Consider the following 11,192-nt stretch of genomic DNA (forward strand, 5'->3'; position numbering starts at 1 on the left):
AGGACCATGGGCGCCGGAGGCGAGCAAGTAGCGCTCCAGGTGGCGCTGGACCTGGGCTACCGCTACGTAGACGACGAGATCGTCATCGGCGCGGCGCGCGCGGCCGGCGTCTCCCCCGAGGCGATCGAGGGCATCGAGCACGCCGACCTCGGCCCGCTGATGCGGGAGTTGGAGCGACTGGCCGGGCCGGCGAGAGGGTCGGAGCGCCGCGAGTTCGCTGCCGGTTCGGTCGAGCCCTACGGCCGCCTCGTCCAGCGCGTGATCGAGGACGTGGCGAACCAGGGGCGCGCGGTCATCGTGGCGCATGGGGCCGGGCTGCACCTGGTTGGCCGCCTCGACACCCTGCGTGTACTCATAACCGGCTCCGTCGAAGGGCGGGCCGGCCGCCTGGCCGACCGTGGGCAGATGCCGCCGGACGAGGCGAGGAGAGCTGTCCTCGAGGCCGATGGGCAGCGAAACGCGTTCCTGAAGCGCTTCTACGGCATCGAGCGAGAGGCGCCGGAGCGGTACGACATGGTGGTGAACACCGACATCGTCATGTTGCCGTGGGCGGCGCGCGCGATCGCCGAAGTCGTCCGGGCGAGCTAGCGGCCTAAGGGGCTCATTTCCGCTTCGGGCGGAATCCGTGTTTAATCTCAGTGAGTCTGTTGCCTACTCCCGCTCCCGCCACACGGCGGGACCGCTAACGGAGACAGCTATGCCCGTCAAACCTTCCAATCTCACCTTTACCTCGAAGGTCTTCCCGGTGGAAACCGTGCGCATCGGCGACCGCGAGGAGCAGATCGTGCGCGGGGGGCGGCACCTCTTCCCGCTGCTGCCGAAGGCCTTCGAGGGCGTCCGGCAGATCGGCGTGATCGGCTGGGGGTCCCAGGGGCCGGCGCAGTCGCAGAACCTGCGCGACTCCCTGGAAGGCACAGGCATCAGGGTGAAGGTCGGGCTGCGTGACGGGTCGGAGTCCTTGGTCCATGCCCGCGAGGCCGGATTTACCGAGGACACCGGCACCCTGGGCGAGATGTTCGACGTGATCCGGGAGTCAGACATGGTGCTGCTCCTGATCTCGGACGCCGCGCAGGCGGAGCAGTACAAGCAGATTTTCGCGGCATTGAAGCCGGGGGCAACGCTGGGACTGTCGCACGGCTTCCTGCTGGGCCACATGAAGAATGTCGGCGACACCTGGCCTTCGACGGTGAACGTGATCGGCGTGTGCCCGAAGGGGATGGGGCCTTCGGTGCGGCGCCTGTACCTGCAGGGCAAGGACGTGAACGGCGCCGGCATCAACGCCAGCTTCGCCGTCGAGCAGGACATCGACGGCCGCGCGACGGACCTGGCGCTGGGCTGGTCGGTCGCGCTGGGGTCGCCCTACACGTTCATGACCACGTTGGAGTCCGAGTACAAGTCCGACATCTTCGGCGAGCGCGGCATCCTTCTCGGGGCCGTGCACGGCATCATCGAGAGCCTCTACCAGCGCTACACCAGCCAGGGGATGAGCAAGGAGGACGCGTTCCTGCACTCGGCCGAGGCGATCACGGGCCCGATCTCGCGCATCATTTCGAAGCAGGGGATCATGGGGGTCTACGAGGCAATCGGCGCCGACGGCCGGCCGGCCTTCGAGCAGGCCTACGCCGCGACCTACCCGACAGCCAAGGAGCTGCTCGAGGAGATCTACGACGAGGTCTCCAGCGGCAACGAGATCCGGAGCGTGATCCTGGCCGGGGAGCGCCTGAAGCGGCATCCGATGGGCAAGATCGACCGGACGGAGACGTGGCGAGTCGGGGAGCGAGTGCGGGCGAAGCGCGACGAGGCAAACCTGCCGCTCGACCCCTTCACGGCGGGCGTCTACATCGCCACGATGATGGCGCAGGTCGACACTCTGCTGGAGAACGGGCACCCGTACTCGGAGATCGCGAACGAGTCCGTGATTGAGTGCGTCGACTCGCTGAACCCGTACATGCACGCCCGCGGCGTGGCCTACATGGTCGATAACTGCTCGACGACGGCGCGACTGGGCTCGCGCAAGTGGGCGCCACGCTTCGACTACCTGATCACCGAGCAGGCCTACGTGCGCATCGAAGACAAGGAGCCGCTGGACCGCTCGCTACTGGAGTCGTTCAAGCAGCACCCAATCCATGAGGTGCTCGCGGTGGCGGCAGCGATGCGGCCGTCGGTGGACATCTTCGTAGAGTAAGCGCCGGCGAGCCTCCTTGCCCTGCCGCGCGGGTGACCTGCGCGCGTGGCAGGCGCGGCCGTCGCAGGGCGCTTGTCTGAACCGCGGACGGCCCGCCCTCCTCAGGGGGCCGGCCGGAAAGCGAGCACGACCGCTACGGCAGGTCCAGCACTTTCGCGCACGAGCAGCCCCGCCAGAGTCCAGCCGCCGGTAGCACCTCGTAGACTGAGGCGGGCGCGTGCTACGCCCTGCGGGACAGGGCTACGTCTCGACCAGCGCCAGGCCTTCGCGGCAGAGAGGGCAGGAGGCCGGGTCGTAGCTCTCGATCGACATGGTGTGACAGGCGAAGAAGGGCACGCCGAAGTCGACGGCGCCGCCGCTGCGGTCGATCAGGAAGGCCACGCCGGCAACCTCGGCGCCGGTCGCCCGCACCAGCTCGAGCGCCTGGCGGACGCTGCCCCCCGTGGTCAACACATCGTCCACCACCAGAGCTCGCTCGCCCGGGCGCAGCTGAAAGCCGCGCTCAATCACGTGCCGCCCGCTTGCGTCCTTTTCGGTGAAGATGTCCCTTACTCCGAGCTGACGCGCGGTCTCGAAGGCGAGAATGACACCGCCCATAGCCGGGCCAACGACAACCTCTATTCCAGCTTCGCGGTAGCGGGCGGCGATCATGCCGCACAGGGCCGTGGTAGCGGCCGGGTCTTCCATGATGCGGAACTTCTCGATGTAGCGGGCGGAGTGGCGCCCGGACGCCAGCTTAAAGTGGCCCTGCAAGAGGGCACTGGTCTTACGCAGATACTCCTCGACGTCGACCACGGTGAGTCCTTTCTCCCCTGTCCCGTGCGGCGAATCCTAGCCGCCCACGCGCCCTGTGCCCAGGCCGGGAAGGGGGCGCGCCAGCGTATGCCGCCGGGCCAAGAGAAAGATTACGTGCTTTTTGCGCCCGGGCAGAGAGAGTGTCGCGGCGGCGCCTCAGGTCTCGACGGCGCGCTATGGCGGGACGCACGGCCCGGGCTTAAGGCAAGGGGAGGCGTACGACGCCGAGGTCTATCCTGCGGTTGCCCACGCCGCCGAAGTTCTCCAGCGGCCAGTAGCTCAGCATGGCCTGCCCGATGATGTTCTCCTCGGGCAGGAAGTCCCAGACGTGGGAATCGAAGCTGTTGCTGCGGTTGTCGCCGAGCACGAAGTAGGCGCCGTTCGGCACCACCTTCTCGTCCATGTTGTAGCGGCCGGGGTTGGTGTATGGCTCGTGGAGCGCAACACCATTCACGTAAACCTGCCCCTCGGCGATCCGGACTCGGTCACCCGGCACGCCGATGATGCGCTTGATGAAGTCGCGGTTCGGGTCGCGCGGGAAGCGGAAGACGATGATGTCGCCGCGCCTGGGGGCGCGGAAGAGGAAGCGCTGCGGCTTATCGCCAGGGTCGATGAAGGGCAAGTACTTCGAAAGCTTCTCGAGGTTGATTTTGAAGTAGATAGCCTTATTTACGAGCAGGTACTGACCATCGTGAAGGCCGGGCTCCATGCTCGATCCTTCGACCCGGAAGTTCTGGGCTACGGCGCGCACGGCGAAGAAGATGAGGGCCGCCAGAGCGAGCGTCTGAAGTAGCTCCCAACCCACGCGTCGCACGCGGCGCAGCGCCTGCCCGGAAGGGGGCGCCTCGCGCTCGAAGGGCGCAACGAAGGGGTCGACGGGACCGGCTGGCGCGGCGACGGGTATCACCGCGGGCTCCGGGCCGCGCTCTGCGTGTTCCTCGTCGGGTTCAGGGGATGATGACGGCCGAAAGAAAGACATAAAGGGCTGCCTCGATTGTAGCATCGGCCCCCGTGGAGAGGCGTTAAGGGAGCCTATATCTCCGCCCCGGCGATGAAGCGAGGGTAAGAGCCGAGCATACGGAAGTAGAAAGCCTGCGCCCGCACGGCCTCGAGCGCCTCGGCAACCTCGGGGTCTGTCCTGTGCCCCTGCATATCGAGGAGGAAGATGTAGATACCCAGCTCCTCGCGCGAGGGCCGGCTTTCGATTCGGGTGAGGTTGATCTTGCGGTCCGCGAACTCCTTGAGCACGCCCAGCAGGGTGCCAGGCCGGTCGTGGGCCACCGTGAAGGCTATCGACGTCTTGTCGTCACCGGTGCGGGCTGCGTCCTGGCGGGCCGCGACGACGAAGCGGGTCTTGTTGTGTTTCGCGTCCTGGATCCCGGCGGCAAGAACGACAGCGCCGTTCAGCTCCGCGGCGCGCCTGGTGCCGATGGCGGCGGCGCGCGGCGTCCGCGCCGCCACCTCGACCGCGGCCGCGGTCGAGAGCGCCGCCTCGAGGCGAGCGCGGGGGAGGTTCGCCTCCAGGAAGCCGCGGCACTGAGCCAGGGCCGACGGATGGGACATCACGACTTCTACCTGCTGCAGGCTGGTCCCCGGGGCGGCCACGAGACATTGCTCCACGGGAAGGACAAGCTCCGCGCGCAGATACACGCCTTCCGCCTGAAGCAGGGCGTCCAGAGTGTCGTTCACGGCCCCGTCAAGGCTGTTCTCGATCGGCGCCAGGCCCGCGTCCACTTCGCCGCGAGCCACGGCCAGGATCACGGCGCCATTGGAGGGATACGGGACCAGCAAGGCATCCGGCGCGTAACGCAGGGCAGCCTGCTCCCCGAAGGTGCCCGGCGGACCAAGGTATCCTAGCCTTTCGCCCATGTCAGGGCGGTGAGGTGAGAGCGGCGCGCAGCGCTTCTTCGCTGTCGATGTTCGTCAGGGCGATGAGGATGTCCTCCGCCTGCACGACAGTCTCGGCGCTGGGCAGGTGAGGCGTGCCGCCCTGGTCGATTACGAGGACGATCAGCGAGCCGTGAGGCAGCAGCAGCGAGCGGAGATTGCGGCCGACGACGGCCGCATCCGACGGTATGCGGACCTCCACGATCTCGAGGCCGTGGCTGCGCAGCATGAGGAGGGGAATGAGGCCCCGCCAGGGCAGCTCCTGCTCGATGTGCGCCATGATCAGCGAAGTTGCCGAGACCGTCGCGTCGATACCGAGCTGCTTGAAGAGGCCCTCGTTCTGGGGGTTGTTGATGCGCGCGACCGCCCGGGGCACGTTGAACTTCGCCTTGGCGATCTGACAGAAGGTCAGGTTGTCCTCGTCGTCGCCGGTCGCCGCCACCACCATGTCGGCGCGCTCCATGCCGGCGCGCTCCATGGTTGCGGCGTCGCAGGCGTCCCCCTGCATGACCACTTCTTCTCCCAGCTCCTCGCCGACGTAGTCGGCGCGCGACGGGTCGATCTCGATGACCAGCACCTCGTGATCGGGCACGAGCGCCCGGGCGAGGTGAAACCCGACCTTCCCTGCACCGGCGACGACGACGAACATGGCTAATCCACTGGGGCTTTCATGACGGCCTCCATGAGCAGGGAGGCCTCTATCCTCGTCGGGTTGATCGTGCTGAGGCCCAGTTCCCGGTAGACCTCCTCACGGATCGGGTCGAAGATCACGCTGCCGACGCGCTTGATGTGGAAGACGTGCTTCGCGACCTGGGCAGCGAGGGCATTGCGGTTATCGCCGCGAGTCGCCGAGATGAAGGCGTCGGCGCGCTCCGCGCCCGCGCGCCGGAGGGTGTCCTGGTCGGTGCCGTCACCGAGAAACTTCCGGCCCTTGAACCCAGGGGGAAGGTGGTCGAAGGCGTATTTATCGAGGTCCAGGATCGTCACCTCATGCCCCTGGTCCTCTAGCATCACGGCAAGTTGGGCGCCCAGGCGGCCGCAGCCCATGATGATGACGAACATCTACTGCTCCAGGGGCATGCGCAGCAGTATCACCTGACAGGCGGCGTTCTTCAGTATGTGCGCGGGCACCCTGCCCAGTTCGAACTCACCGAACGGCCGGCTGAAGGGTACTCCGACGACGATAGCGTCGACACCTCTCTCGGAGGCCTCATCGACTATGGCGTGGCCGGCTTCGCGCGCCTGCAGGAGGTCTCCCTCGACCTCGAGGTCGTTCCGCTTCGCGATCTTCTCAGCCTCGTCCAGGATTTCCTCGCCGCGCAGCGCCTCGGTGACGAGCTCGGCGTCGAGAGGGAGCGATCGCTTCACTTCGATGACGTGGACTACGTGGACCTTGCCTTTGTTCCGCTTCGCCAGCCCGCAAGCGAACTCGACGGCCTTCATGCTTTCGGGGGACCCGTCGACGGGCACGAGGAGGCTCTTAAGCTCGGCGCCCGCCTCTCTGCTCTTTACGGCGCGTTCTTGTCGACTCCACATCGGCTCACCCGTCCGGGATGGCTCCTGTCGCGGAGCCATCGCATTATTATCGACACCCTTCCTAGCGGCAAGCTCACTCCTGTAGACCCGCCACGCACGATCGCTCGAACCTGGCCCGCTGGCCAGGGCCCTCCCAGACCTCGACGGCAATGCGGTCGAGGTCGGCGGCTCCATCGGCGGTCAAGCGCTCCCAGAGCCGACCACAGAGGTGCTCCGCCAGCCGCTCCGCCGTCGAGTTGTCGATGGGAAGCGCGGCGACGTCCTCTGCCGGGAACGAGTACAGGGCACCCCCGGGCGCCCGCACGGCCCAGCCCTCCGCCGTCCTCTCGATGTCCAGGAGCTCGCTCTCGAGCTGGAGTATGAAGCGGTGGTCGAGGGGCGCGCACACCTCGCGCAGCAGCCTTCTGAGGCCGGAGAAGTCGGTCACCCAGGAGTCCGCGCTCAAGCCGCCCTCGACTTCGGCGGCGGCTTCGTAGCTGTGGCCATGAAGGGGCTCACATTCGCCGCCAAAGGTGGCGAAGTGCGCGGCAGCGAACCTGATGCCCTCGACCCGCACCGAGAAGGACATGGGACGCTCCCGGTGTTCTAAGTCCGCAGATTCAGATTGAGGCTCTGCAGCGCCGAAAGCAACCCCTCCCTGGTTATCGGAGCGCGGCACAACTCCCGGCCTCCGCTCAGTATTACGGGTATGGCGTCGGTATAGATCGGCAGCAAGTCCGGCTCTCCGTCGATGTCCAGGAGGTCGTACTCGAGCGCCAGTTCCCGCAGGAGTCCTTCGGCGCGGTCACAGAGACCGCAGTCCTTGCGCATGAGTAGGGTCAGCCGCGGGCCGCTCCAGCCAGTCACCGGGCGTCCTCAGCCCGCCCGCAGACGGCGGCGGCGTTCGGCGCGCGACAGATTCTGGCGCCGGGAAGGCGGGACGTAGGCGCCACGTTCCGGTTCCTTGCGGATGAGGAAGAACGCCAGCAGCAGGGCCGCAATCGGCACCACCACTAACGACACGAGTTGCGGCACCGACAACCCCAGCGCCGGCTCCTCCGAATCGATACGCAGGAAGCTAACGGCAAAGCGCATCACACCGTAGAGGAGGAAGGAGAGCGCGAAGATGACGCCGCTCTTCGGCTGCCGCTTCCACAGGAGCCAGAGGACGCCCAGAATCGCCAGGTCTCCGAGCATCTCGTAGGCAACGGCGGGGTGCATTGCCTCGCGGGCGAAGGCTGTGCTGTTCGGGTGGCTGTAGGTGACAGCCCAGGGCAGGTCGCTTGTCTTGGCGAAGTGCTCACCGTTGATGATGTCGCCAATGCGGCCGATAGCGAGGCCGAGCAGCATCCCGAAGGCGGCGGCATCGGCCCCCGCGGCGCTCGGCAGGCGCTTCCAAAGCCCATAGGCCCAGCCACCGATGGCCCCGCCGATGATCGCACCGTAGATCGAGATGCCGCCCTCGTTGATGCGGAAGATGTCGCCGAAGCTGTCGATGCTCGGATTGTCGCCGTAGTTCTCGATCACGTAGAGCGCCCGCGCCCCGACGATGCCGCAGGCGACGACGATCATGCCGAGCGTGTAAGCCGTGTCGGGGTCGATCCCCACGCGTTCGCTGGCGGCGATGTTCACCGAGAGCCATACGCCGGCGATGATGCCGACAGCCGTGAAGAACCCGTGCCAGGTGATGAGGAGCCCGAAGAACTCGCCGATGTTCGGGTCCATCCCGATGTTGATGCTGAGGACGTCTGCCATCCTGGCTCCTGCTGGGCCGAGAGCGCTATGAGTCGTGTCCAGCCGCTGCCCGAGCCGCAGCCTGCTTCAGCTCGCGTTCGATCGCGGAAAAACGACCGCCAAGGCCGCGAAACACACCCTGACCCTGAATTATCTTACCCCACAGCCTGCGCCGGGGGATGTAGAAGGTAAGCGCAAGGCCCAGGAGAAGGAGCGCGGTGCCCGCCCAGATGAACGCCGTCCCAGGGTCTCGCCTGACAGTGATGCCGGCGAACTCCCGTGGCCCCTCGAACAAGTACCAGAAGTCTCCCAGCCTTACCGGCTGCCCCTCGGCAAGCACTAGGGCCCGTCCCTGCACGGGGCCCACGGTCAGCGTCTTGCCCGCCGGTCCATCCGATAGTTCCACCACGGCGCCGGCGGTAGCCCCCGGCAGGTCGTCGACGAGCGTCGAGGGGACCGCGCGCACTCCAACGAACGTGAGAGTCAGGTCGCCCAACGACAGGCGCTCGCCTTCCTCCAGGACGGCTCGCGCCCCGGACCCACCGCGCGTCTCCAGCACCGCGAGCTGCCAGCCCCCGGTCTTCTCGACGCCCCTGGCCCCGATCCAGAGAGACGTCGTCGTGCCCGGTACCGTCACCACAGTGCCGGCAACATCTTGCAGGAAGTCTGTGGGGACGATCGTGTCGTCGAGCAGGACATTTCCGGCCGCATCGCGCACGATGATGTGCGGCGTGGCTGCCAGCGTCGTGAGGGCCAGCACTTCGTCGTACACCGCCCGGCCGGTAGCGGCATCCCGCACCTTCAGCGCGGCGCCGTCGGGAAAGTAGGCGGTCTGATGAAAGCTGAACCCGCCGTATCGCAGCGGCCTGTTGACCGTGCTCACGCCGCGGGCGACCTCGGTCCCCCGCTGGTAGATGACCATCTGAGTGCGGAAGTCCAGGGGGAAGCCGGTCTCGTCGAACCGGCCGACGGCGTCTTCCACGTAGACCTGCATGTGGTCATCGTCCTCGAGGGAGAACACGGGCGCGCTCGTCGATTCGGCGACCAGGACCTGTTCTTCCTTCGAGGTGATGACGGTCACGAGCCCACCGGCTACGAACAGGATCAGCGCCAGGTGACTGACGAAGGTGGCAAGCTGCGACCAGGGAAACCGGTCCGCGAAGACATGGACGGCAGGGCCTACGGTCTCGACGCGTACCTTGAACCGCCGGCGCCGCAGCTCGGCGGCCAGGGCCTCGACATCCGGCGTACTGAGGCTGACGACGGGCTGTCCGCGCTCAAAGAAGTCGTCCGGCACGCGCGTCTGCGGCCGTGTCACGTTGCGCCATACCGGCGCGAAGCGGCTCATGGTGCAGACGCAGAGACTCACGACCAGGAGAGAGAGGAGCGAGACGAACCACGTCGAGCGGAAGAGCGTGAACAGTCCCAGGTGGTACATCAGTCCGGTGAGGAAGCCGAACTTGCCTTCCTGGAACTCGACCCAGGCCGCTTCCGCGGCCGGGTCGCCCCGCATCTGCGATGGGATCTGCGGCAAGAGGACGCCAACCAGAGCCGCCAGCGCCAGCAAGCCGATGAGCAGCAGCGCGAAGCGGACGGAGGTCAGCAAGCGGAACAGCCAGCGCGCGGGGTCGAAGCCCGTCAGGGCCCGCTGGCCGACGGCGGTCTGAGTAGCCACTTCAGTCCTGCCCCAGGATCAGCGCCAGGCCCTCGGCCAGGTCTCGCTCGCGCAGCGCCCCTAACACGACCTTCTGGACGATGCCGTAGCGGTCGATGAAGTAGGTGGCTGGCAGTCCCTGCGTCGGGCCGCCGATGCGCCACGCTGCCGCCACTTCGCCGCGCCGGTCCATGACCACAGGGTACTGGACGCCGAACTCGCGCACGAAGCGCCGAGCCTGGGCGTCGGCTTCTTGGAGGTTTACCCCCACGATCACCAGCCCGCTGGCGGCGTTTGCCTCGTGGGCGCGGACGAAGTCCGGCGTCTCCTGGCGGCAGGGGGCGCACCAGCTAGCCCAGAAGTTGACCAGCACCGGCCGGCCGCGCAGGTCGCTGAGGCGGAGGGCGCCACCGTCCAGCGTCTCGAGATAGAAGTCCGGCGGCGCCTTCCCCTTCTCGGCCGCCAGGGCCACACCCGGCGCCACCGATCCGGCCGGCGGCTCCACGATGCCGTACACTCCCGCTTCGTCTGAGGAGCCGCGGGACTCGTACCACAGGAGACCAGCGACGATCGCGACGACCATGCCAACGGGGAGCACCAGGCTGCGGAGCCAGCCGGACCACTCGCGCCGGCTCTGCGGACGGTCCTCGAGCTCATGGGGCGTGGTCATCGTTAGGGAGAGAAGAGGCGGGTGTAGAGTCTCCTGACCTCGGCAGGGGACTGGCCCTTGCCCAGGTAGCTGTCGCCAACGCGGACCTCGAAGTGCAGGTGCATCTCGCCGGAGGGGTTGCTCACAGACTCAGGCGTCCCCGAGTTCCCAACATATGCTACTACCTGTCCCTGTGCGACCGTCGCGCCCACTGTTATGCCCGGGGCGATGCCCGAGAGATGGGCATATCGCGTGACGATGCCCCCCTCGTGCTGGATCCAAACCTGGCGCCCCCGGAACTTGTCGAGCGCTTCTTCCGTATTGGGGTTCGCGAGATAGGCCGCGACCTCAGCCTCGGTGATGTCGCGATAATCGAGGTCGGCCCGGATGACACGCCCAGCTTTGGCGGCGAGCACCGGCGTGCCACGGCCGATTGCCGTGCAGTTATCGACCTGGTAGAAGTCGATGCCCTCGTGAATGCCGTTGCGATAGGTCCGAGGGGCGTTCGGCATGAGCTGGTCCCCCTTCGGCAGGCAGCCGCCCGCGATAGGGAACGTGAAACCGGTAAGTGGGTCAGCCGGGACGGCCGTCGCGGCCACGCTCGTTGCCGGCTGCGAGCCGGGCCCGTTGCCGGCAGGCCGGGTCGCCACCGCGGTGGGCGAGAGGATGGGCGTGATCAGGACGCCGTCCCCGTTGGATGCCGCGTCCGAGCCGCTGCATGCTGCCGCCGCCAGCGCGAGCAAAATCAGGCCGGACACGAACAGTGCCGTCTT

General features: G+C 67.1%; 14 protein-coding genes. 2 read left to right on the forward strand and 12 right to left on the reverse strand.

The features are described 5' to 3' along the window. Together VNN10_02370 and VNN10_02375 are read left to right on the forward strand one after the other, a co-directional pair. Positions 1-588, forward strand: a 588-nt coding sequence (locus tag VNN10_02370) for a cytidylate kinase-like family protein (GenBank protein ID HXH20845.1), incomplete at its 5' end; no start/stop codon positions are given. A 109-nt stretch (positions 589-697) separates the two neighbouring features. Then, positions 698-2,185, forward strand: a complete 1,488-nt coding sequence (locus tag VNN10_02375; protein ID HXH20846.1) for a ketol-acid reductoisomerase — start codon at positions 698-700, stop codon at positions 2,183-2,185. A 240-nt stretch (positions 2,186-2,425) separates the two neighbouring features. Here the strand turns inward: VNN10_02375 and pyrE are convergent, their stop codons facing one another. The 12 genes from pyrE to VNN10_02435 form a co-directional block, all read right to left on the reverse strand. Then, positions 2,426-2,980 (reverse strand): orotate phosphoribosyltransferase, encoded by a 555-nt coding sequence (pyrE, locus tag VNN10_02380; GenBank protein HXH20847.1) that lies wholly within the window; start codon positions 2,978-2,980, stop codon positions 2,426-2,428. Between the two features lie 199 nt (positions 2,981-3,179). Further along, positions 3,180-3,959: a signal peptidase I gene (lepB, locus tag VNN10_02385; GenBank protein HXH20848.1), complete on the reverse strand. Its 780-nt coding sequence runs from the start codon at positions 3,957-3,959 to the stop codon at positions 3,180-3,182. Positions 3,960-4,012: 53 nt separating this feature from the next. Further along, positions 4,013-4,849 carry a prephenate dehydratase gene (pheA, locus tag VNN10_02390; protein ID HXH20849.1) on the reverse strand — a complete coding sequence of 279 codons (837 nt, stop codon included), beginning with the start codon at positions 4,847-4,849 and terminating at the stop codon, positions 4,013-4,015. A 1-nt stretch (position 4,850) separates the two neighbouring features. Further along, on the reverse strand, positions 4,851-5,516 hold the full coding sequence (locus VNN10_02395) for a TrkA family potassium uptake protein (GenBank protein HXH20850.1): 666 nt from the start codon (positions 5,514-5,516) through the stop codon (positions 4,851-4,853). A 2-nt stretch (positions 5,517-5,518) separates the two neighbouring features. Next, the gene (locus VNN10_02400; protein ID HXH20851.1) at positions 5,519-5,929 is read right to left on the reverse strand and encodes a TrkA family potassium uptake protein; all 411 of its coding nucleotides are present in this window, start codon (positions 5,927-5,929) and stop codon (positions 5,519-5,521) included. Continuing rightward, the gene (locus tag VNN10_02405) at positions 5,930-6,442 is read right to left on the reverse strand and encodes a universal stress protein (protein ID HXH20852.1); all 513 of its coding nucleotides are present in this window, start codon (positions 6,440-6,442) and stop codon (positions 5,930-5,932) included. It abuts the gene before it with no gap. Positions 6,443-6,476: 34 nt separating this feature from the next. Next, positions 6,477-6,971 (reverse strand): 6-carboxytetrahydropterin synthase, encoded by a 495-nt coding sequence (locus VNN10_02410; protein ID HXH20853.1) that lies wholly within the window; start codon positions 6,969-6,971, stop codon positions 6,477-6,479. 17 nt (positions 6,972-6,988) lie between these two features. Next, positions 6,989-7,249: a glutaredoxin family protein gene (locus VNN10_02415; GenBank protein ID HXH20854.1), complete on the reverse strand. Its 261-nt coding sequence runs from the start codon at positions 7,247-7,249 to the stop codon at positions 6,989-6,991. A gap of 9 nt (positions 7,250-7,258) precedes the next feature. After that, on the reverse strand, positions 7,259-8,137 hold the full coding sequence (locus tag VNN10_02420) for a prolipoprotein diacylglyceryl transferase family protein (protein HXH20855.1): 879 nt from the start codon (positions 8,135-8,137) through the stop codon (positions 7,259-7,261). A 25-nt stretch (positions 8,138-8,162) separates the two neighbouring features. Beyond that, positions 8,163-9,791: a cytochrome c biogenesis protein ResB gene (locus tag VNN10_02425; protein HXH20856.1), complete on the reverse strand. Its 1,629-nt coding sequence runs from the start codon at positions 9,789-9,791 to the stop codon at positions 8,163-8,165. 1 nt (position 9,792) lies between these two features. Next, positions 9,793-10,440, reverse strand: coding sequence for a TlpA disulfide reductase family protein (locus tag VNN10_02430; protein ID HXH20857.1), 648 nt, complete (start codon positions 10,438-10,440; stop codon positions 9,793-9,795). Between the two features lie 2 nt (positions 10,441-10,442). Then, positions 10,443-11,192: M23 family metallopeptidase (locus VNN10_02435; GenBank protein HXH20858.1), on the reverse strand; the 750-nt coding region annotated here is incomplete at its 5' end.

The sequence above is a fragment of the Dehalococcoidia bacterium genome (genome assembly GCA_035574915.1).
Lineage (GTDB): Bacteria > Chloroflexota > Dehalococcoidia > DSTF01 > WHTK01 > DATLYJ01.

What these genes read in the sequence shown, in the direction of transcription:
- VNN10_02375 (HXH20846.1), top strand. Translation starts at nt 698, where the DNA reads ATGCCCGTCAAACCTTCCAATCTCACCTTTACCTCGAAGGTCTTCCCG.
- VNN10_02410 (HXH20853.1), bottom strand. Translation starts at nt 6,971, where the DNA reads ATGTCCTTCTCGGTGCGGGTCGAGGGCATCAGGTTCGCTGCCGCGCAC.
- VNN10_02430 (HXH20857.1), bottom strand. Translation starts at nt 10,440, where the DNA reads ATGACCACGCCCCATGAGCTCGAGGACCGTCCGCAGAGCCGGCGCGAG.
- VNN10_02405 (HXH20852.1), bottom strand. Translation starts at nt 6,442, where the DNA reads ATGGCTCCGCGACAGGAGCCATCCCGGACGGGTGAGCCGATGTGGAGT.
- pheA (HXH20849.1), bottom strand. Translation starts at nt 4,849, where the DNA reads ATGGGCGAAAGGCTAGGATACCTTGGTCCGCCGGGCACCTTCGGGGAG.
- VNN10_02400 (HXH20851.1), bottom strand. Translation starts at nt 5,929, where the DNA reads ATGTTCGTCATCATCATGGGCTGCGGCCGCCTGGGCGCCCAACTTGCC.
- VNN10_02420 (HXH20855.1), bottom strand. Translation starts at nt 8,137, where the DNA reads ATGGCAGACGTCCTCAGCATCAACATCGGGATGGACCCGAACATCGGC.
- VNN10_02395 (HXH20850.1), bottom strand. Translation starts at nt 5,516, where the DNA reads ATGTTCGTCGTCGTCGCCGGTGCAGGGAAGGTCGGGTTTCACCTCGCC.
- lepB (HXH20848.1), bottom strand. Translation starts at nt 3,959, where the DNA reads ATGTCTTTCTTTCGGCCGTCATCATCCCCTGAACCCGACGAGGAACAC.